Raw genomic sequence first — 21,722 nt, forward strand, 5'->3', positions numbered from 1 at the left:
AAAATGTTACAGTATGGAAAAAATGGAAAAAGGAGTTCTGTTATGGGTACAATTCAAGCAGACTTAAATGAACTTAAAAATCTTGAACGAAAAACCAAAAATGCGAAAGCAAAAATAGATGCAATTCCAGGGCAGCTTAGTTTTTCCTTGTCAGGAGCCCTCTCTGAACTAAGTGGGGTATGGAATGGAGAACTAGAGGGCCTGCAGCAGGAATTGGAGAAGAGCATTCGGGAGTATAGTGAAGAGTTAGGTAGAGCAGAGCAAGTTGTTTCAAAGACGTATCAAGAATTAAAAGCAGCGGATGAAGCTCTTCTTCAGGCACTAGGGTTAGATAGTGAGATTGCTCCTCAAAAAACCTTCAAAGGAAAGACAGAAGGAGCAAGTGAGAAGAAAAAAGAGAAAGAAGAAGGAAATGCTTTTACACAATCGTTAAAAGGAATGGGTGATGGAGCAGGAGATGCTCTTTCAGATACATGGGATGGGATTGTTTCTTTTGTGAAACATCCTGTAGACAGCACGGTTGATACAGTCAAAGGAGTCTATGAGGCAGGAAAGCATCCCATTCGTACTTATAACACAGTAAAGGATGGGGTTGTTACTGCGGTAGATGAGAAACTTATTCACGGTGATGCTTATAGCCGCAGTCACTTTTTTTCTTATGCAGGGACAGAGATTGGACTTGCAGCTCTTGGAGACAAAGGAGCAGGTTTAGCTGTTAAAGGTGCAGGAGCAGTATCTAAAACAGCTAAGGGAATGAAGGAAGTTCATAAAGCAACTGTGAAACAGAAGGTACCTACCTTAAAACCAACAACCGCAGGCGTAGCTGGGCGCCTACCTGTAAATACTTTAGAAACCGGCTATCTAGGCCGCTTTTTACAGAATGCGAAGGATATGTATTGGAATTCTTCTGAAGTAACGGGAAATAGTGTTCTATATAAAAAAGAAGATTTACTTCCTACTTCGGCAGACATAGGAAAGAGCTCTCTTTTAGCTCCTGGCGGTGGGCTAATGGCTCATGAAGGAAAAAAGAAAGGTCATTTGATTGAAAGACATATAGACAAGACCGATGAACAATTGTTACAAAGATTGAAAGAGGATAAAAAAATACCAAGTTCGTCTAGCTTTAAAGATAGGGCTACAGCTGAAAGAGTTGCAAATATAGTTTTAAATGATTCAAAAAATATTGATAAAATTCAAAAATGGCTTTCTAATCCCCATAGTAGGCCTACTTTAGCATTAAAATACAAGGGAGATGGAGAAATAATTGGTAGAAGTAGAGCGAGAAACTCAGAATTAGCAGAAGATGTTACAAAAGCAAGGATTGTATTAAAGAAAGGTAAAAATGGCAGTTTTATTGTTACAGGATATCCAGAAAAATAGGAAGGTGAGGAATTATAATGAATGAAAGTTACGATTTCTTAGAAGAGTTAGAAGATTTTTTAGCTGGAACATTCCATCAAGATATTAGTTCTCCGGAGGAAGCATTAGATGAGTTTATAGAAGAAGCTAGTAAGGAATGTTTGCTGTTTACCATAAAGTATTGTGAAGAGTTTTTAAGTAGTGAATTAACAGAACAGGAAAAGGAAAACATTATACAAAATAATGCAGATATTTATTTTCCAGCAATCGAACTAACTCCACTACAGTGGTTAAATCAATTAGTAAAGAAAATAACAGAAGATGTAAAAATAAGATTATTTTAATGGAAAACCTTGATTAGCTAAATGCCTTTCAAGGTTTTTTATTTTTCTCTACATATTGGTTTGTATTGTCAATCTAAATTATAAAGGGAATTTAACTAATACTTTAAAAGGTTATACCAGAGAGTTAACTTTTTAACACTGTTAGACAAGGTAGCCAGCGGAAAATATAATACATCTAACAGTAATTAATGAACGGAGTTTAACAATAGGTAAAAGGGGATATTATAAGATGGGATACGATTCTTTAATTAAAGCTTTCTATTATTACGATAAAGAAACATTACTATCGTTGTTTACTATTGAAGATGAAGAACTGTTCACAATATGTATAGATACTTTCTAAGAAGCTTTACAACTCCTCAGAATGAATATGAAGAGCAGAATAGATAAAAAAATATACATTCAGTTCACATATACAAAGCCCACTTTGATAGGAATCAAGGTGGGCTTTATATTGGCCTTTGTTCATCATAAACAATCATTAGAAGGGAGTATTATATTGGAGTATAGGATAGCGAGAAGTTCAGAAGTGCGGAACATTGCTTAAATCTACTAAATAAGTATTCCAAGAATCTATGAATAAATCTAATAGTGAGTATGTAACCCCTGTAATAAATTTTCCTCCTTATTCACACACGAAAATGAGTGAAGAAGGCTATTTGAGCTCCCTCCTAGTCCCTTTTCTTTATTGCTTTACCCTCATCTACAAAGTAAGAACTACATTTTTATAATGAAAAGAGTCTATCTCAATTAGATGGCTTTTTTAAAAAAAAGCTTAATTAATGAGTTTTCAATTGTAAAAAAATGAATCTTAAGGAAAAAGTAAGAATTGCGTAAGAGAAAAGAGAACTTTGTTTTATATAATAAGAACATAGGTTGAAAGGAGAGAGTAAATGACATACATCTTAAAAACGAACCAACTTACAAAATCATTTAAAGGAAAAGAAGTTGTTTCTGGAGTTAATATGCATGTAAAAAAAGGGGAGATTTATGGATTTTTAGGTCCCAATGGCGCTGGTAAAACAACCATTATGAAAATGATTACTAATTTAATTAAACCAACAAGTGGGGAAATTGAGATTTTTGGTGAGAAACTGACAGAAACGTCATTTGAAGTTCTCAAGCGAATGGGAACTATTATTGAATATCCCATTTTCTATGACAACCTCACTGCTAAAGAAAATCTGTATTTTCATTGTGAATATATGGGATATTACGATAAGAAATCTATTGACCACGCTATCGAGCTTGTGAAACTCTATAATATCGAAAATAAAAAAGTTAAAGAGTTTTCATTAGGGATGAAACAAAGATTAGGAATTGCTCGAGCTATCTCAACGAAACCGGAACTTCTAGTTTTAGATGAGCCAATCAATGGACTAGATCCTATCGGTATAAAAGAACTAAGAGACCTTTTTAAATTACTTTGTAGAGAGTATGGAATCACATTATTAGTTTCTAGCCATATTCTAGCCGAGATGGAACAGATGTCAGATACGGTTGGTATTATACAAAACGGCAAGTTAATCAAAGAAGTCTCTATGAAGAGTATTAACGGAAAGCAAACAGAGTATATAGAAGTGAAAGTTCAAAATGTAAAGAAAGCCATGTATATTTTAGAGCAAGAGTTAGGAATAAGAAACTTTAAAATTATTGGTGAACAGATCATCCGTATTTATGAAACCGTTTTGCCTCAGCAAGAAATCTCTAAAGTATTTGTTATGAATGATATTGGAATAGAAAGTATTAATAAAAAACATAGTTCATTAGAAGAGTATTTCTTAAGTTCAATGAATGGGGAAGGAATAAGCGTTTAATCCAGTTAGGTTACCCTATACTGAAATTTTGTATAAGTGTTTTTACTAGGGTTTATCTTTTTAAACTTAAGAAGCCTTAGATAGAGTATCTTAAATTCCACTACTGGGGGCTATTTAAAATGTTAAAACTTATGAAGTTGGAGTATCAGAAACATCACTTGTCACAGTATTTTAAAATAGTAGCAATTTGGATTTTAATTATCTTTGGATTGGTTGCTCTTATGGGCTGGGGATCTAGAAAGGAAATAGAGCCTATGTTTCCGACTTACACAGATTTTATGACTTTAACTAATATCTTTATTCGAATTGTATTTATCACGTTCTCCGCTGTACTTTTATCTCGTTTAGTTATTGATGAATATAAAAATAAAACCATTCATTTGCTATTTACTTATCCTTTACAAAGAAAAAAGTTAATTCAAGCTAAATTACTTATTGTATTAATCTTCTGTTTTGTAAGTATTGTTATGGCTACTTTTGTTATTAGTTTGTTAATTTTCTTCGTCAGTCCACATTTATATTTAGTTGAGAACCCTGTTAAGATGAATGAAATTATTTCTACTATACCCTCAACTCTTATTAACGCTGTTATGATGGCTGGTATAAGTCTAATTCCTTTATTTTTTGGGATGAGAAAGAAATCTACTGCCGCTACAATTACTTGGGCTGTCATAATTGGTCTCTTGATTAACTCGACGGTTTCCACTGGGGGAGAGGAATTTAGTTTAAGTCAGTTCATCGTCATTCCTACTACACTATGTTTATTTGGGCTTTTAATTGGCTACCTCTCTTATCGCAAAGTGGATAAAATTGATGTGCTATAAATAAGAACATAATGACTTTTACCATCTAATCAGGAGGGAAGAGAAGTGAAAAAAGTTATCGGAACTGTTGCAGCACTTGCTGTTATTGGATTGGTTGCTTTGGGTGTCTATACATATAGTGCAGAGGCAAAAAGTTTTAAAAAAAGTAAATCTTATAGTGCAGAGAATATTGAAACACTAGAAGTATATAGTGATTCATGGGATGTAAGGGTTCAAGAGAGTAGTTCAAACAAAGTAACGGTTTCTGCTAAAGGTAAACAAAAAGAGGATAATCCTGTTACATTCAAAAGGGATGGAGCAGCGCTAATCATTAAACAAAAAGATGAAGGAAACGCTGGCTTTTTAGGCGGTTTTACTTTTGGGAAGAAAGGCACCGTTTATATTAATCTCCCCAAAGGAGGCGTAAACAATATTGAATTAACTAATAAAGATGGCAATATAGAAATGAGTGGAATTTCAACTCATCATATTGGAGTGAAAAACAAGGCTGGGGATGGGGAAATTAAAGGTGTTTCGGCCACTACAGGGAAGTTTGTATCTGAGGATGGAGCATTAAGGGTTGAAGATAGTTCTGTTGAAAAGTTAAATATAACGTCTACAAGCGGTGATAGCTATATGAAAGATATCAGTAATTCTAAGATAAGAGTTACTTCAAAAGATGGAGTAGTTTCAATTAAGGATATAAATGAAGGAAAATCCTTAGGGGTAGATACTGAATCAGGTGATATTGAAGTTTCTTATAAAAAGGCTCCAACTTCCCTAGCAGTTGCTGCTAAGAGTAAATCTGATATAACGATTAATCTTGATAGACTGAAGAAAAGTAAGAATACTAAGGAACTGAAAAAAGGTAAAATTGGCGAGGGAACTAATAAGTTGAATCTATCAAGTGAGGATGGAGCGATAAACGTAGCAAACTAACGGTTAAGAAGTTTGTGAATTAAATACTGATATGAAAGAGTTTGTTAAGATAAAGAGAACAACACTAGGCAACCATTTTTCGCTACTGCAGGGAAGAATGGTTGCTTTGTTTATTTGGATTTTAAATAACAACTTATGAAATATATAATAATTTTAGATAAAAAAGGTTTATAATGAAATTAAGATAATTGTTAAAAAATGGGTGTTTATGATGAAAAAAGAATATTAATCTATATAAAAGATTTGAGGAGTGGAAAACTTTGAGTCACAGAATATTAATTGTAGAAGACGATCCGTTTATAAGCGATATGGTTAATGAGAGTTTAACAAAGGAAGGGTTTGAAGTTACAGCGGCTTTTGATGGGGAAGAAGCTTTGGAGATATTAAACACCCAAACATTTGACGTTATATTACTTGATCTTATGCTGCCGAAAATAGATGGTATGGAATGTCTAAGGATGATTCGTTCTAAAAGTATGGTTCCCGTTCTTATTATGTCTGCAAAAGATGAAGATGTAGATAAAGCACTTGGCCTTGGCCTTGGAGCTGATGATTATATTGCCAAACCTTTTTCTATGCTCGAAGTAGTAGCTAGAATTAAGGCAACAATTAGAAGAGAGAGACACTATAAGAGTTCCCAAGCACCAAAGGCAGGAAAGGATGAAAGAAAAAACAAGATTGTGAGAATAGGAGACTTGAGTATTAATATCGAGGGGTTTACTGTGAAAAAACTCGATAAAAAGATTAATCTTACGGCAAAAGAATTTAACATCTTAAAACTACTTGTTTCCAATCCTTCGCAGGTGTATACCAAGTCTCAGCTTTATAGGGCTGTATGGGAAGATGACTATCACGGAGATGAGAATGTAATTAATGTTCATATTAGACGACTTAGGGAGAAAATTGAGGACAATCCATCTCATCCGAATTACATAACGACGTTGTGGGGGATTGGTTATAAGTTAGGGGATTTTTAAAATGTTTTATCTGTTGATCATCTTATTAATGTGTTCTGTAGGTATAAATACCATTCTTTTCCGAAGTCGAGTAAATCAAAGAGCAGAAGTTAAATACATAAGGAATAAGCTTGAAAAAATTGTTAGTGAAGAAACAGGCGAGAGATTATTGCTTTACACGAACGATAAATATATAAAATCCTTGTTAATACAAATAAATCGTCTTCTAGACCACAATCAAAAGGTCATAGGGAATTATAACAGTATAGAACTTTCAATGAGGAAGATGCTATCCAATATTTCCCACGATTTAAAGACGCCTCTAACCGTTATTCTAGGTTATATTGAGATTATAAATAATGATAAAAACTTAACGCAAGAAAAGATTATGAATTTATTAAAAACTGTTAATTTAAAAACTGTAGAAGTCTTAGAGTTAATAAACCGCTTTTTTGAACTTGTAAAACTAGAGTCCGGAGATAAAAAATTAAGCTCTTCGAGAATTGATATATGTGAGATTAGCCGCAAAGTCATATTGGACTATTACGAAATTTTAATAAATAAGGAATTCGAGGTCGTGATTGATATACCAGAAGAACCTGTCTTTGTTAGCGGAGATGAAGATGCTATTGAGAGGGTTCTAAATAATTTGATTTCTAATGCTGTTCAATATGGAACGGATGGTAAAATGATTGGTTTAAAGATTAGCATAACGGAACAGGATGTTTGTGTAGAAGTGTCAGACAAAGGAAAAGGGATAAATGAATCACATAAAGATCGAGTCTTTGAACGTATGTATACCTTGGAGGACTCAAGAAATACCCATTACCAAGGAAGTGGATTAGGACTAACTATTACTAAAAGGTTAGTAGAGAAAATGGGAGGAAGTATATTTTTAAATAGTATACCCTTTGAAAAGACAACTTTTACGGTATGTCTAAAACGCCTTAAGTTTTAGGAATGGAAAATGATGAGGAGCCTTTATCAAAGGCAACTTATTTTTTAGTATTAATTACACTTTATATAAGGAAAGACCTTCTCATGAATAGGGTAAGTATATTTAGAGGTGCCAACATATTTGAAAAAGCGTTGCTACTATTAGAATATGATACTTAACATCTTTTTCATGAATTTTAGATATCATTTCATAAGGCAAGAGGCTAGTCTGAAAGGTGAGGTAATCGGAAATAAGAGAAAGTAAATAAGTATCTCTGTATTTAAAAGGAGGTAATAGGATTTGAGTCCTAAAGCTATAGAAAAGCTTATATTTGCTCTAGTAGGAATTCTTCTTGCCTTATTTCTTTTTGCTTGGAATCCTATGGGACTATCCACCTCAACTAGTAGATGGATTATAGTAGGTTATATAGTTTTGTATGCTATTTATGGACTTATAATAGATATTATTAGATCAAAAAAAAGGAGGAAAAGGTTAGATTGTCCCTCCTTTTATGTTATTATATGTTTGTGGTATATTTTTACATTAACTATAATACTTTCCTTAGTATTAGTTAGTACATATACCAAGTATCATCAAATTATATTTAGGATGGTGATAAAATTGGGGATTAGCTCGATTTTTTTACTAGGCATGATTGGAATTATGCTTTTATTAGTCTTTAGACGAAAAGTGCTTTCTTTGATAAAACAAGAAAGCAGATTGGTAAAAAGTCTACAACAAAAATCTTGGTTTCATAATCCATATTCAAGCGGCCTTGTATTGTTTTCATGGAATACTTTGATGACAGCTATTGTGGCTTTGTTGATCTTTGCACTTATGATGACAGAAATTTATATTCCTTATCTACACATTGTGATTTTTGGATTAGGGACACTAGCATGCATTCTGGCGTGGGCAACGTTTAGTGCAGCTTGGATTGGTTCTAAGAAAAGTCGACTTACAATGGCTAGTATCGGAAGTAGCTTTTATGTGCTATTAGGTATGTATGGATTATATGAATTCCTTACTTTAAAACCTTCTTATCCTGGAGAAGACGTATTCATGGCTGCTTTAGGCTTTATGGGTATTATGGTGGTTGCTGCGGTAGCGTTGATGACTTGTTTCTTATTTATTGGATTTCAACAGAAGAGAGCAGCACATTAATGTACTAAAGAGAAAAGGGACTCTAACGTGGAGTCCCTTTTTGTATCTAAAGATCCTTTATTTGTATAGCTAGTCTATTCTAAAAATACTGTGTTCTCTCATTAAATCTAAGAGCGGGGGAATACAATATTAAAATAAATGTTGCTTTTGTAAAACTAGTGCGAAAAATAAGTCTCTTCATTTAATAAATAATGATCCACATATGGTATTATTTTTCTATATCATGTAAAAGAGTTTATGGGGGTTATTTACTTGCTGAGAAATAGAAGTCATAAAAGAATTCAAATATGTTTTTATGGAGACAATCCAGATGGAATTAAAATAGCTGAAAGTCCTAATACAGCGATACAAGCAGTGTGCATTCCAAGGCATATGCTTAAAGATGTAAAAGATGAAGAAGAACTAAAAAAACCAACGATTTATTTTCTGTTTGGAGGAGACAAGCAGGCATACATAGGGGAAGCTGCGAATGGTTATGAAAGATTGAAACAGCATAACAAAGGAAAAGATTTTTGGGATACAGCCGTTATGATTGTATCTAGGAACTCTTCAATCGGTGAGTTAAACAAGTTAGATGTCCAATACTTAGAAAACAAAGCCTATGAAGCAGCAGATAATGCAGGTGCATATAAGCTAAATCAAACAATTCCGACTGAACCTGCGATGGATCAGTTTCGGAAACGAGAGCTGGAAGGAATATTAGAAAATATTAAATACTTCCTAAGCTCTTATAATTTTCTCTTATTTGATGAGTCTTCATCTATACAGAATTCAAGTTTAGAAGAGAAGAATGTTGGGGCTGAGCCAGTGGTTCAGACTCCAAAGGTCAAACAAGCAGAAGTTACAGTTGAACTGGAAGATGCAGATGATACAGTTAGCTTAGAAGATGTTACGCTGTATCTTGATCGAAATGCGTCAAAGGGAACGGGTAAACAAATGAAAGAAGGTTTCCTTATTTGTAAAGGGTCCATGTTAGGAAAAGAACCAAACTTCCCGAAAGAATTGTTAGCCTCGCATATGCAAAAGTTAACGGTTCTTTTAGAAGAGGGAGTAGTAAAAGAGATAGAGGAAAGATATTTCTTTACCCAAGACCATCTCTTTAATTCAAACTCAGGTGCTGCTAACTTTGTGGCACAGACAAGGTGCAGCGGACCGAGTGTTTGGAGAGATAAGGATGGAGTTATGTTAAAGACGTTGAGAGAGCAGTTAGCTCAAAGGGTTTAATTTAAAGGATTAGGGTAGTAACTGAACAGAGGGGAAGCTCAATGCTTTCTCTTCATACTATCCTTATTAAAAAATCCCTCACTAGTCAAAAAACAACGAGTGAGGGATTTCATTTAGTTTTTTAAACTATCTTACAGCTTAGCCGCCATCTCTTCCAACTTCCGATAATCCGCTTTCCCGCTCCCAAGCAACGGTACAGAATCAATCGTATGAATTTGATTTGGAATATATAGAGAAGAGACTTTCTTACTTTTAATAAACTTCCGAAGCTCTTTGCTATCGACATTCTGAACTGTAGTAAAGAGAATGATTTTTTCTCCTTTTCGCTTATCCTGAACGCTGACTGCATAGAAATTAGAGTCACCAAAACATTGGAAAGCTAGATCTTCAACTCCGTTAAGTGACACCATTTCACCAGCGATTTTGGAGAAACGTTTTAAGCGAGAGAGGATATGGAGATAGCCTTCCTCATCAATTTTCGCAATATCGCCTGTGTTGTACCATTCACTGCTCGGAATAAATCCTTCATTATGAATCATATAGCCTTTCATAACGTTAGGACCTTTCACAAGCAAGTTTCCGCCTTCTGTAATGCCTTCGACTTTCTCGATTTTAGCATCCATTAACGGAAGAATCTTTCCAACGCTGCCGAATTTATTGTATGTTGGCGTGTTTAGCGCAATAATTGGAGATGTTTCGGTTGCTCCATAGCCTTGCAGAATCTCGATCGAGAACTTCTTTTTATACGTTTCGAACACGTCTTCTTTTAATTTCTCTCCACCAGCGATCACATACTTCAATGATGCAAAATCGTCCGGCTCCGCATATTTCGCATACTGATCAAAGAACGTATTTGTCGCAATCGTAATCGTGCTCTTATGCTTCTTAATCATTTTCGGAATTTCTTTATAATGAAGCGGTGACGGATAAAGAAACGCTTTGATATTAAAAATAAGCGGCAAAATAATGCACACCGTCATCCCGAAAGAATGAAAGAGTGGAAGGGGATTGAAAATCTTATCGTTTTCCGTAATATCAATCACTTCGAGCGCTTGCTTGATATTGGCGTATACATTTCGGTGTGACAAAACAACACCTTTTGGCTTGCTTTCGGTCCCTGATGTAAAAAGAATCACTTCTTCTTTGGAAGCTTTTACAGGGCAAGATATTTTCGTTTCAAGAAACCCTTTGATTTTATGTGAAAGCGCAAGATTGTCTTTTAAATCTTCCACATAAACGATATGTACTTTTTTCTCCATTTCCTCAATGACCATACTAAGTCCCGCTACTTTGATAAACGTTTTTGAGGTAATGACCGTTTTCAAAGAAGTCGTCTCAATACAATCCAATAAGCTTTGCGCACCCATTGAAAAATTCAAGATACACGGAACTTGCCCGTTTTTAAACAAGGAAAAGAGCGCGATGGCTTGCCCTGTAACATTCGGTAGGAAAAGACCAACTCTTTCTTCACCATTTGTTGCTTGTAAGATTTTCTGGCTTAAAACATTTACGCTTAATAAAACTTTCTTATATGTTAAAGCACCGTTTAAATCCTCTAAAATAACTTTTTTCGGATTTTTCTTTGCCTGTGTCCTCAGCTCTTTGTACAAATTAATTCTCTCTGGTATCTCTAAAACCACAATAAACCCCTCCACAATAACTGCTTTTCTTATATCATATGTATTTACTCCAGGGTCTATCATACCTGTTTCTTTTCATCTCAACAAGGGGTGTTGGAATTACAGTATAAATTAGGATTTAATAAGGCAAATCAAAAAGGAGGAAGAGTTAGTGTTGAGGGCAGTACAGAAGGAAGTGTAAGCTTCATTACACAAATTATCCTTTGTGGTAAGATATTATATATAAGTTTATTATTGGTTGATAGGAGTGTCTATTATCAAAAGTGATGAATATAAAATCCTAATCATGTAGAAAGGAGGAAAGAATAATGAGAGATAGAATGGAGAGGAGACTTTCATATCTTATTAGTGGCGAAACATTTGCGATAATCATGTTTCCTATTATTTATGCCGTATCCTTCTTCGCTTATCAGGATTTGAAACTGCACTTTTTATTTTCTTTTTGGCTTTCATTCTTTCTGTTAGAATTCATATTGCTGCAAGGTTCGCTTTACTGGCGTGTGAAGCTAAAACAGTTGAAAAAAGAACCTTCTATTATACTTCCACAGAGAGTCGTTCGAACATTGCAAGTCCTCGAAAAGGCAAATGGAGGATTACTTCTCCTTACGCTGCTTTTCTTTGTGATTGATTTCCTCATCTGGTATCCTAATGTACCTTTTAAAGAACTGTCAATCACAGGATATATTTTCATTTTTGCATTTCTTGAATATGTTAACTACTTCTATATACAGCTCTCATATGACAATATCTCTGATCTTAAGTTTCTTATAAAAACGAGACGATTAAAAGAAGCATACATAAAGAAGGATATTAGGAGAGGCTCTTCAGGATGAGCCATAAGAAAGAAAGAATCCGTATTCTACGAAAATACGGATTCTTTCTCTATAGACTTATAATTTTCGTATCACCATTGGGCTAACAACCATTCCAATAAATAAAACACCAAAGGAATAATAGAATAGATAGTTTGTAGGGACTGTTTCTTGGTTTGTAAGCATTAGATAGCCAGTAACTCCCATAAGGATAAAATAGGAGAACATGAATATACTCCCGATAAACTGAAGATACATCCCTTTTGTACGTTCATCAATAGTAGATTCTTCCGGTGTTGAACCAGGCTTTTTGAAATAAGCTATGAGTAGGGCTAATATTGAGAATGCAATAACAGCAACGCTATCAAAATACGTTGCCTTTTTTAGGGTGCAGGATTTAAAACCCAGAAAGTCATCATTATAGCAGGAAGGATAATATGCCAAATCATAACTGAAAGACTTCCATAAATAGCAACATATTTTAAAAATCCTTTTTTACTAAAAAACGAAAGAACAAAACTAATTACAGGTAGTGCAAAGTATATAAAGAGAAAACTATATAATATAACATACTCAGTAACTGTTTCTTCAAACAGGCCATCCCTTGATGGATGTCCTGTAGTTAAAAGATCTATAAGACCTACTACAAATGAAAATGCACAAAGAATTATAGAAATAATAGCTACTTTATTTTTCATGTTTCTCCCCCTAATAGGTGTCTTTTGATGTTTTGTAAACATTAGACGAGGAGTATCGTAAAAAGGTTTGTAGTTTAGTAGTTCTTTAAAACAAAAATGAACTTATTAATATAGGTAATTGGGAATTGATATTTAGTAAACTTGGTGGAGAAGAGTTATTACCTATCGTAAAGAATGCTGTGCTCATAGAAGGAGATTTACTTATGTTAAAAAGTATGGCTCTTGAGGCATTTGTGGAGTGGAGCTATTTGCTATTGAAGGAGAAGACTTTGCATCTGTTGCTGAAGACACGGAGTATTTTAGAACAGGGGGCTTACCCCAAAAATATATTGTGATAGAGAAGGTTGATAAGTTTGTTTACTGTCTGAATACAGTAGATGGACATAACGTTATATCATAGGATGATATAACGAAGCAGGAAGTAGAAAGCTATACGACTTTAGATGAATATTAACAAGATAGCTTTCAAGCAGCAATCGATAACCGGTAAGAATGATAATTTATAATAGCCTATTTGAAAGGGCATGGCATATAGCCTGCTCTTTTTTGTGCTTAAAAGGAAGAAAATAACACATTCACAATAGAAGAAATGAAACAAAATGGTAGGAGAATAGTTAATTAAAAGTTAATGTTAATGGAGTCGATTTTGAAGAGAATCTGTTTATGTAATTAAATTATGGTTATAATACAAAAACTTTAAAATAATTGAGGGGGGTGGCTCAAGAACTCTAAGTGTGAGAATAAACGAGAATAGAGATCCCTATTTTGAAGAGCACTTTGCTGTGTATTTTTTCCTATGTGATTATTTTCCTATCTTTTATAAATCGCTCAATTTATACCAATTTAGTATTCTATTTCATGTAAAATAAGGAAAGTATAGATGACAGAAATGGAGGAATTCGATACAATCGTGGATATAAAGGCAAATTTTAAAGACCTTGAACAGTTAGCGCAAAAAACCATGCAGGCTAAGTCTAAGATCGATGTCATTCCTGGACAGCTTAGTTACTCTTTATCTGGTGCCTTATCAGAATTGAGTGGTGTATGGACAGGGGAGTTGGAAGCTCTTCAACAAGAACTAGAGCATGACATAAGGAAGTATTCAGAAGGATTAGGAGAAACCGTCCAGCATATTCAGAAGACCGCTCAAGGCTTAAAGGAAATGGATATGGTGATGAACGCCATTCTTATGCCTTCTAATATAGTATTACATGCTTTATCAAAAGTAGGATTTGATGTAACATCTAAGCGATTCATTTCTTATCAAGGAAGGATCACACCTGCTACTAGCCAATTAATGGCTAGGTACAAAAAAGGTGAATTGTACTCTTATGATACATTGTTCCCTAAGTCGAAAAGTGTAAAGGCAAAGGCTAAGAATAATTATGAGGCGGAGATTTTAGACGCGGTTAAAAATCATAAGGTGCCTAGCTCTGATGCCTTGCGTTGGGGAATGGGATTAGCTCAAGATAAACACATTAAGGACCCTATGAAACGGCAATTCATTGATACAAACTTAACCAATGGACAGGTAGCTTCTTTTGCATTTGATTTTATTCCGTTTTTAGGTGGTGCTAAAGCTGCTGATGAGGCCCGTACCGGAAAACAATACTTTACGGGAAAGAAATTAGATGTATCGGATCGTGCTATATCAGCTGCTAGTGTTCTAGGTGGAGGATTTGTTAAATGGACAGGTAAAGGTGCTAAAGCAGTTCTCAAAGGTAAACCATTAAGCGAACAGACTCATTTAAAGTGGAATAAGAAAACAGGTGAGGTAAAGCAGCATACGCCTAAAAAAACTAAGGGCACGGGTGAACTTAAATTTAAAGAAGGTTACTATGTTGAACATACAACAGGACCAGTTGTAAAGTTTACTGAACGTAATGGTATTAGTGGTGGACATAATTATGATGAGTTTAAAAATTATTTTAATAATAATTCCAACAAATATGAGTTGGGACCTGTGGTTAAAAAAGAACATCCAGATATAGATGGAGTTTTTGATGTAGAATATAAAGTAAAATATGAAAAAATGGATTATACAGGGAAAAATGGAACAGGTGAATACAAAGTAATACCTAATGGACACAGAGTGTACAAAAAGACAGTGTATGATCCAAAGATTATTTCAAACGATGAGATAATAGATTTAAGCGAAAAGGCAATGGAAGAAGGTTTAAACAATAAAAGAGAAATTCCACTATTAAAACAAAAAAAGATAAAAATACAAGGGCAAACAGATTATAATGGAAAAAAAATAAAATTTGAAGGTATTATGAATTCAGAAACTGGAGAGATAGAGAATGCTTATCCAGTATTAGAATGGGTGGATTAGTATGAACGTATATGAAGAATTTATTGAGATAATGAAACAGAAAACTTTGAATAAAGAGGCAGTTATTGATGTTTTGAATATATATGTAAATGGACGTAACTTTCTACAACACTTAGAAGATTTTAAGAAAAAAGAGGGAGAGCGTCGGGAATATAATGGGGTAATTTATTCAGATGAATATGAACAAGATGATGAGGAGTATTTTGGACAAAATAAAGTTTTATTTTATTCTGGTGATGGTGATAATGACTATGATATTGTAAATTATGATGAATTGTACCAGTATTTAAATGCTGCATGTGAATTTTATATAGTGAAAAATCCTGAAAAGAAAGAGATTATTGAAGAGTTGTTGATGAAAATTAAAGAAAAATATAATATTAAATAAGTAATAGTAAAAGCACTTCTGAATAAATCCAGAAATGCTTTTTTCTTGAAGATGGTTGTCAGAGTTCAGTGCTGTAACAGAAACCAGTTTAATAAACTAGTACTACTAAGGTAGGGATAGATTTGTGCTGTCTTCTAAGGATACGATAATAAAATAGATTCTGATACAATAAAAAATATATCTTGAATGAGGTTTATAATAAATTACTTCAAAGAGTATGGCATACAGCCTGCTCTTTTTTATATTTAAAAGGAGAAAACCGAAATGTTTACCGTAAAAGAGGTGAAAAAAATAATGAGGAGAATATTCAGTTGAAAGTTGTTGGAGTAAAGGACAAACAAGAGAAAGAAAAAATTCAAGGAGCATCAAGTACAGGTTAAAGTTTGAAGGATTTAGAGATATCAATACAGGAGAAATCACAACCTTTTATCCAATATTGAAATAAAAGGTTGAGGAGGATATATCTATCATGAACACTGTTTTTGAGGATAGCAAAAAGTTTATTCAAATGTATAGAGAAAAAGGGTTAAACAAGGGTGTTGTCATTGATGTACTTTGTGATTATGTACTAGATTATAACTTTGTTGAGATATTAGATAGTTTTTTAAAAGAAGCTGTTCCAAGAGGACAATACAACGGCGTAATACATTCAGGTGCATATGATCCAGATGAAGAGGAGTATTTTGGAGAAAAGAGCGTTTTATTTTATTACTGTATAGCAGAGGACGACTTTGAAGACATCGTTACGCATGAAGAATTGTGTAGCTATCTAGAAGTAGCAAGTGAATTTTATATTGCCAAGCATCCTAAACAAACAAATGAAGTCAAGCACTACTTATCCCAAATTAAAGAAAAATAGTCACATTTGCCCTCTTTATGGAGGGCTTTTTTAATTATCTTATGGGTTAAAACATATTTTTAAGGGTGAAGTACTTAAAATGGAAATGCTCATGGTTTCCATTTTAAAGGAATGTCGAATGGTAACGGTAACATTGTATAATATAGTGATGTTATGTAATATTAGGAAAATTTACTAGAGTGTTTATACTGAATAGGAATTATATAGCTAGGTCTATTCCAAATTTTTTAGATCTAAAAATTATAGTGCATTAGATTTTAGAGATTAAGTGTATTATAGTCCCTATAAGAACTTTAGACTATTAATATGCAGCTGCCTAAGCTGTGTTTTAACATATAAACAAAAGATAGGAAGATATTATGACTAGAGAAGAACTGCTAGAGAAAATAAAACATTTAAAGATTTGGAAAAAAGAAAATCAGCGTGCACCGCATAAGCCATTACTCATTCTATATGCATTAGGTCAGTTGCAATCTCAGAAACAATTGCAGTTACCTTATAGTGAAGTAAAGTTACCTCTAAAGGAACTACTTATAGAATTTGGTCCTTCCCGCTATTCATATCATCCAGAGCAACCTTTTGTTCGTTTGGCCGGAGATGGGATATGGGAATTGAGCGAAGAAGTTGATAAACGTAGTTTTACAGACAAATCTTTACTACAGAATAACCTAATCGGAGGTTTTAAGGAAAGCGTTCATGAACTTTTAAAAACGGACCGCACATTGACTCAAGAGATTGCACAATTTTTACTAAATGAGCATTTTCCAGACACTATTCATGAAGATATATTAAGAGCGGTTGGTCTAGAATTTGAAACTTATTTAAAGAGAAAGAGAGATCCCAAGTTTAGAGAGAAAATACTTCAAGCCTATGAGTATAGCTGTGCCATTTGTGGATTTAATGTACGCCTTGGTCATAGTCTAGTAGGGGTGGAAGCAGCTCATATTAAATGGCATCAAGCGGGTGGACCTGATGTAGAGAATAATGGAATTGCATTATGTTCGATGCATCATAAGCTATTTGATCGAGGGGTTTTTACTTTTTCCAAAAACAATGAGTTACTGGTTGCTGCTCAAGCACATGGTACGCATGGATTTGAAGATTGGTTGATGAAGTTTCATGGGCAAAAGATTAGACGGCCAATTCATCCGTTGTATCAGCCGCAAGAAGATTTTATTGAGTGGCATGTTAGGGAGGTATTTAAGGGGCCTGCGAGATTTCAGGTGAGTTATATGTAGGATTGAATAAATGGTGAAGAATATGGAAATCAATATGTCATTTCTGATATTAACCTAAGTATAGATAAATTTGAAGTTTTCTTAGTCAAACGCGAAGAGTTAAGTCTAAAAAAACTTTCAGACGCTTTAGTAGGAGAAATATAAGTTGTTTGATTATAGAAATTGAGTGACGAAGTGTCTATTCTATAATAGAAATTAATAAACAAAAGAAGCTTTCAAAAAGAAAAGCTTCTTTTGCTTGTTATCATTATATTATTGTAGGTTAATTACCTCTGTTTGAGTTCCAAACGCGCCTGTTTGAACTTGAAGCTGTAAGTCAGAAGCATTTACAGTACTTTCAGAAAGATCAAAAACAACCTTACCACCCATCTCCAGGTCTGGGTTTAACTGTTCTAGGAAGAAGCTGTTCTTGATATTGCCGTCTTCTCCTTGGTTTGCTGACATACTAGCTGCTGAATCAGCTTCAAATACTTTATCGCCATGCTTTAGTTTAAAGAAGCTTGAATCTACAGTTACTGCTTTATTCCCATTATTCTTAACGTTTAACTCAACAACTAAGAACTTTCCTTTTGCTTCTGTTGGTAAAACAGATGGTCCAACTTGTGAAGTTACTTCTTTACTGTTTACTGTATAAACCATATCTCCAACTTCAACAGCATCTCCAACTCCATAAGAGTTTTTAGCATCTTTCTTATTTGTTTCTTGCTTTGTACTGTTTGAAGTATTTGCTTTATTACTACTGTCGTTTCCTCCAGTAGCCACAGCAATAACAATGATAATAACTATGAGTACAATAAATCCTAAACAACCCATTTTAAAAAAATTCTTCATCAAATCTAACTCCTTTTATAAAAACTATATATGTAAAGACATAGTGTCTTTGACGCCAAATACAAAATAAAAGAATTTATTATGCCCTAAAGATTACTAATTAACTAGTTCTTTTTAAATTCGTATATCTTGAAATAATATAAGTTATATTAGCAAACGGTTATTAAAGTAACAGTTGTATGTTAATTAAACATGATTAAAGTCCTCGATTAGTAAATATAGCAAAGTGAAAGAGATGGTTATAGAGATTTTATTTTCCAATTAATAATCTCATATTACTATTCAGTGAAATGATTCAGATGATGGAAAAAAGAGGAGAAATTATTCTTAAATAATATGAGGTTAAAATTTATATAGAAAATTTCGGTAAATTGTTTACAGCTGTCCTAGAAGGGTGTCCCAAGTTTAAGTATTTAATATTAAAATGACTATAGAAAGAGTAATTAGTAATTTATTTGCTTTAAAGAATTTTCATCTATATATTCAAGCGGAAATACTATATTTTTTATTACGATACTACTAAACTAAATAATAGGAAAAATAAACCTTTACGTCATTTACATAAGGAAATAATAGCTTATTTATAAACATATATAATATGGGATTATTAGATATGAAAGAATTTAAAGAAGAGTATTAACGGTGTGCCGCACTTCAAACTATATGAGCAATATCAGATAATAGATGCAGCCTTACTTTCAAACTATAGAAAAATTCATAGTTCATTTAGGGGTACGGGTCTTCTTAGAAATAATAAAGAATAATTTTTGTTTGTTGATCTTCATAAGGAAGAATGCGCAAAAGAAAGTATAAATTGTAAAGACGAGTTTATTGATCAAAGTTATTTCCAATGGGAAACTCCTAACAGTACGACCCAAACTTCTGACAGGGGAAAAGATATTATTTTAAATAATGATAGAGGAGTAAGCCTTCATTTATTTGTACGAAAGTATAGAGAGATTGATGTGAAATCCGAACCTTATATTTATATTGGGAAAGGTAATACTGTTGAATACTTGGGAGAAAAACCTATTACGGTGAAGTTGGAATTGGAGAATGAGGTTCCTGCAAGTCTGTATGATGAGTTTGTGCAGAAAGTCTAATCTTGTTATTGAAATGTTAATAAGAAGTGAAATTATGTTTGTAGTTTTATATGCTAGAGTCGGAAAAGAGCATACATTTTATGGTGTATGTGTTTTCTTTGTGTCAATTCTTAATTGAATTTAGATAAACGGTATGGTTTGATGTTTAATAATAGTTTGTAGTTTATAATCTTTTTATAAAATGATTAAAAAGATAAGAGATAGCTCTTTTATACTGGCTTCTACGCTGCCAGCGTAGAGATTAAAATTTTCTATAGTTTTATGCTATAAATACATTTTTTAAAAATATCGAATTATAAAGAGTACAAAAATTTTATTTTGTAAGATATGATAAATGAGGATAATAAATAGATTATTAAAAATTAAAACGATAAAATAGCTTTAGTTTGGGAGTTTCTGTCCGGAGGATTACACATGAGTTACACATTCGAATCAATTGCACAACTTGAACACTCAAAGGAATTTGCAAAATTACATAAGAAGTTTCATCAATTTAACCCACTAAAGGTACTAAGGGTGAGTCATTTTGAAATTCGCCACTCAAATGTTTTAGGGTGGTTAATAGATCCAGATGAAAATCATCAGTTTGGGAGTTTTTTTATAAAAAAACTATTATCACGTTTAATTACAAGAAGTGAGAATGAAGAAAAATTAGAAACTATAGATTACTTACCATTTCTCTATTCTTCTTTAACAGATGCAGTAGTTTATCGTGAAGTAAAAACATCTACAGGACGCTTTATTGATCTGTTAGTAGAACTTCCTTCACTCAAAGTAATTCTTATTATAGAAAATAAGTTCCACGCTTTAGAGTCAGAGAATCAGCTAAAGGATTACCTGAACTACATAAAAACTCAGTATAGTGATTACACAATAGTACCCATATACCTTACCCTAGCAAGTGATGCACCTTCACACCCGGATTATTGGTCGTTAGATTATCATGATGTGATGGATATTATCACTCAGCATTTAGAATTAAATAGTGAGGTAATAGCGGATAATATTCACGATTTTCTTAGCTATTATACAGCAATCCTACGTGAAGAACTAGTTGAAGATAATGAATCACTAGAAATGGCACTTAAAGTGTATCAAATGAATCAAAAAGCTATTGATCTTTTATTTGTAAGCCAACATCAGGAGCTTCGTAAACAACCACGGTTTAAAGAATTATACATTGGGATTAATGATTTATCAGTGAATGAACAATCTGCTTTGAAACGCATTTATGAAAAAAAGAAAAAGACAATAGATTATATTTTCACTATTGGAAGTAATGTTTTGCGTCAAGCATTTCTAAAATTTGCTCATATAGAAGAACTCCCTGAAGAAGTTTATAATGCCCATATAAGAGTTCCTAACTTCATTCTTCCAGAGTGGCTAGATTTTGAAGATATAGTAGGAAAACCGGAAGCAGGGTATTGGCTAGGATCTGGTTTAATCATTTGGTTTGAGCGAACTTGGAACGATTTTCTAAAGATTAATGTAGAGATAGGTCCAGTTCCTTATGAAAATCGTCTGCAGTTATTAAGTGGTCTTGAAGATCAAGGTGTGTCTTTCCGCCCTTCTGCAAAATTAGAAGGGAAAAAGTATACTAAAATTTATACTGAATTAACATATATAAATGATTGGGCTAATAAACAAAAGATTGTAGAGGGAATGGAAAAGTTATATAACAATGACAGTTTTAATGAGTTATTAGCACAAATTGCAGCTGCTATAGAAAACTTAAAGGGGAAAGAGAAGGGTCGTTATGAAGTTGACTTTAGAGAAGAAAGTATTCTAGATACTGGGTCAACACAACGAAGGATCCCAAGGGATGCTTTTATTAAATTTGTGCTAAATCAAGGGATTTCTGAAGAATATTATAAAATACAGAGTCATAATGCTTCATTTCTTGTTCCAGTCTTTAGAGACCTTGAGAAAGTATATGGTCCAACACGCATGAAATGGTGGTGGCATGACAGTACTTTCACTTACTGGTTTGAACGATTAAAGGATGGCCGCCTAAAATTAATTTTAGAATTAGGACCTTTAGTTGCGGAGAAACGGTTGTTAATTGTGAAGCAGCTCGAAGAAATGGGAGTAAGTTTTTCTGTGAAATCAAAACAGCCTACAGCTAGATATACGCGTATTTTTTCAGACAGCACAGTCATAAATAATTGGGAAGATGTAGAGGAAGTGTATCAAGCAATGGAGGAGTTATTTGGACAGGTTGAGAACCGAAATCTTTTAACGATAATTAAAAGTTTGGGGTAGACGATGTTAAAAT

20 protein-coding genes are annotated in these 21,722 nt (G+C 33.4%); 17 read left to right on the forward strand and 3 right to left on the reverse strand.

The window, feature by feature from the left end; all coding sequences use genetic code 11:
• Positions 1-42: 42 nt before the first annotated feature.
• From B9N79_RS09145 to B9N79_RS09185, 9 genes are all read left to right on the forward strand, one after another.
• A complete protein-coding gene (locus tag B9N79_RS09145) occupies positions 43-1,380 on the forward strand; it encodes an RNase A-like domain-containing protein (protein WP_052264272.1) in 1,338 nt (445 codons plus the stop codon).
• Positions 1,381-1,397: 17 nt separating this feature from the next.
• On the forward strand, positions 1,398-1,703 hold the full coding sequence (locus B9N79_RS09150) for a contact-dependent growth inhibition system immunity protein (RefSeq protein WP_040057776.1): 306 nt from the start codon (positions 1,398-1,400) through the stop codon (positions 1,701-1,703).
• An 893-nt stretch (positions 1,704-2,596) separates the two neighbouring features.
• Positions 2,597-3,520: an ABC transporter ATP-binding protein gene (locus tag B9N79_RS09155; protein ID WP_046217183.1), complete on the forward strand. Its 924-nt coding sequence runs from the start codon at positions 2,597-2,599 to the stop codon at positions 3,518-3,520.
• Between the two features lie 119 nt (positions 3,521-3,639).
• Positions 3,640-4,344, forward strand: coding sequence for an ABC transporter permease (locus tag B9N79_RS09160; RefSeq protein ID WP_040057774.1), 705 nt, complete (start codon positions 3,640-3,642; stop codon positions 4,342-4,344).
• Positions 4,345-4,389: 45 nt separating this feature from the next.
• Entirely contained in the window at positions 4,390-5,262 is an 873-nt protein-coding gene (locus tag B9N79_RS09165; protein WP_085118151.1) for a DUF4097 family beta strand repeat-containing protein, read from the forward strand.
• 260 nt (positions 5,263-5,522) lie between these two features.
• A complete protein-coding gene (locus B9N79_RS09170) occupies positions 5,523-6,239 on the forward strand; it encodes a response regulator transcription factor (RefSeq protein ID WP_085118153.1) in 717 nt (238 codons plus the stop codon).
• 1 nt (position 6,240) lies between these two features.
• Positions 6,241-7,176: a sensor histidine kinase gene (locus tag B9N79_RS09175; RefSeq protein ID WP_040057771.1), complete on the forward strand. Its 936-nt coding sequence runs from the start codon at positions 6,241-6,243 to the stop codon at positions 7,174-7,176.
• Positions 7,177-7,767: 591 nt separating this feature from the next.
• Positions 7,768-8,319: a hypothetical protein gene (locus tag B9N79_RS09180; protein WP_239695508.1), complete on the forward strand. Its 552-nt coding sequence runs from the start codon at positions 7,768-7,770 to the stop codon at positions 8,317-8,319.
• A gap of 252 nt (positions 8,320-8,571) precedes the next feature.
• Complete coding sequence (locus B9N79_RS09185; RefSeq protein WP_048896777.1) at positions 8,572-9,543, forward strand: GIY-YIG nuclease family protein; 972 nt, start codon at positions 8,572-8,574, stop codon at positions 9,541-9,543.
• A 131-nt stretch (positions 9,544-9,674) separates the two neighbouring features.
• Here the strand turns inward: B9N79_RS09185 and B9N79_RS09190 are convergent, their stop codons facing one another.
• A complete protein-coding gene (locus B9N79_RS09190) occupies positions 9,675-11,183 on the reverse strand; it encodes an AMP-binding protein (protein WP_046217527.1) in 1,509 nt (502 codons plus the stop codon).
• Positions 11,184-11,491: 308 nt separating this feature from the next.
• On the opposite strand from B9N79_RS09190, the gene B9N79_RS09195 reads away from it, so the two are divergent.
• A complete protein-coding gene (locus B9N79_RS09195) occupies positions 11,492-12,016 on the forward strand; it encodes a general stress protein (RefSeq protein ID WP_085118155.1) in 525 nt (174 codons plus the stop codon).
• A gap of 362 nt (positions 12,017-12,378) precedes the next feature.
• Here the strand turns inward: B9N79_RS09195 and B9N79_RS09200 are convergent, their stop codons facing one another.
• On the reverse strand, positions 12,379-12,693 hold the full coding sequence (locus B9N79_RS09200; protein WP_040057768.1) for a hypothetical protein: 315 nt from the start codon (positions 12,691-12,693) through the stop codon (positions 12,379-12,381).
• Between the two features lie 238 nt (positions 12,694-12,931).
• Here B9N79_RS09200 and B9N79_RS26495 point away from each other — a divergent pair, with 238 nt between their 5' ends.
• From B9N79_RS26495 to B9N79_RS09230, 5 genes are all read left to right on the forward strand, one after another.
• Positions 12,932-13,093, forward strand: a complete 162-nt coding sequence (locus B9N79_RS26495; RefSeq protein ID WP_231573117.1) for an SMI1/KNR4 family protein — start codon at positions 12,932-12,934, stop codon at positions 13,091-13,093.
• Between the two features lie 480 nt (positions 13,094-13,573).
• Positions 13,574-15,028 (forward strand): pre-toxin TG domain-containing protein, encoded by a 1,455-nt coding sequence (locus B9N79_RS26500; RefSeq protein ID WP_082864715.1) that lies wholly within the window; start codon positions 13,574-13,576, stop codon positions 15,026-15,028.
• Position 15,029: 1 nt separating this feature from the next.
• Complete coding sequence (cdiI, locus tag B9N79_RS09215; RefSeq protein ID WP_040057767.1) at positions 15,030-15,416, forward strand: ribonuclease toxin immunity protein CdiI; 387 nt, start codon at positions 15,030-15,032, stop codon at positions 15,414-15,416.
• Positions 15,417-15,885: 469 nt separating this feature from the next.
• Complete coding sequence (gene cdiI / locus B9N79_RS09225; RefSeq protein WP_040057765.1) at positions 15,886-16,275, forward strand: ribonuclease toxin immunity protein CdiI; 390 nt, start codon at positions 15,886-15,888, stop codon at positions 16,273-16,275.
• A 359-nt stretch (positions 16,276-16,634) separates the two neighbouring features.
• A complete protein-coding gene (locus B9N79_RS09230; RefSeq protein WP_040057764.1) occupies positions 16,635-17,513 on the forward strand; it encodes a phosphorothioated DNA-binding restriction endonuclease in 879 nt (292 codons plus the stop codon).
• Between the two features lie 252 nt (positions 17,514-17,765).
• On the opposite strand, the gene B9N79_RS09235 is transcribed toward B9N79_RS09230, so the two are convergent.
• Positions 17,766-18,344, reverse strand: a complete 579-nt coding sequence (locus tag B9N79_RS09235; RefSeq protein ID WP_046217190.1) for a DUF4352 domain-containing protein — start codon at positions 18,342-18,344, stop codon at positions 17,766-17,768.
• 767 nt (positions 18,345-19,111) lie between these two features.
• Here B9N79_RS09235 and B9N79_RS09240 point away from each other — a divergent pair.
• Positions 19,112-19,447 carry a DUF3427 domain-containing protein gene (locus B9N79_RS09240; protein ID WP_046217191.1) on the forward strand — a complete coding sequence of 112 codons (336 nt, stop codon included), beginning with the start codon at positions 19,112-19,114 and terminating at the stop codon, positions 19,445-19,447.
• Positions 19,448-19,861: 414 nt separating this feature from the next.
• Positions 19,862-21,709 carry a PDDEXK-like family protein gene (locus tag B9N79_RS09245; RefSeq protein WP_048896778.1) on the forward strand — a complete coding sequence of 616 codons (1,848 nt, stop codon included), beginning with the start codon at positions 19,862-19,864 and terminating at the stop codon, positions 21,707-21,709.
• Positions 21,710-21,722 lie beyond the last annotated feature (13 nt).

It is taken from the genome of Priestia filamentosa (assembly GCF_900177535.1).
In the GTDB taxonomy this organism is placed as follows: domain Bacteria; phylum Bacillota; class Bacilli; order Bacillales; family Bacillaceae_H; genus Bacillus_I; species Bacillus_I filamentosa.

Coding starts and splice junctions, on each gene's coding strand:
- B9N79_RS09145 (WP_052264272.1), top strand. CDS start 43: ATGGGTACAATTCAAGCAGACTTAAATGAACTTAAAAATCTTGAACGA.
- B9N79_RS09150 (WP_040057776.1), top strand. CDS start 1,398: ATGAATGAAAGTTACGATTTCTTAGAAGAGTTAGAAGATTTTTTAGCT.
- B9N79_RS09155 (WP_046217183.1), top strand. CDS start 2,597: ATGACATACATCTTAAAAACGAACCAACTTACAAAATCATTTAAAGGA.
- B9N79_RS09160 (WP_040057774.1), top strand. CDS start 3,640: ATGTTAAAACTTATGAAGTTGGAGTATCAGAAACATCACTTGTCACAG.
- B9N79_RS09175 (WP_040057771.1), top strand. CDS start 6,241: ATGTTTTATCTGTTGATCATCTTATTAATGTGTTCTGTAGGTATAAAT.
- B9N79_RS09195 (WP_085118155.1), top strand. CDS start 11,492: ATGAGAGATAGAATGGAGAGGAGACTTTCATATCTTATTAGTGGCGAA.
- B9N79_RS09200 (WP_040057768.1), bottom strand. CDS start 12,693: ATGAAAAATAAAGTAGCTATTATTTCTATAATTCTTTGTGCATTTTCA.
- B9N79_RS26500 (WP_082864715.1), top strand. CDS start 13,574: ATGACAGAAATGGAGGAATTCGATACAATCGTGGATATAAAGGCAAAT.
- cdiI (WP_040057767.1), top strand. CDS start 15,030: ATGAACGTATATGAAGAATTTATTGAGATAATGAAACAGAAAACTTTG.
- cdiI (WP_040057765.1), top strand. CDS start 15,886: ATGAACACTGTTTTTGAGGATAGCAAAAAGTTTATTCAAATGTATAGA.
- B9N79_RS09230 (WP_040057764.1), top strand. CDS start 16,635: ATGACTAGAGAAGAACTGCTAGAGAAAATAAAACATTTAAAGATTTGG.
- B9N79_RS09235 (WP_046217190.1), bottom strand. CDS start 18,344: ATGAAGAATTTTTTTAAAATGGGTTGTTTAGGATTTATTGTACTCATA.
- B9N79_RS09245 (WP_048896778.1), top strand. CDS start 19,862: ATGAGTTACACATTCGAATCAATTGCACAACTTGAACACTCAAAGGAA.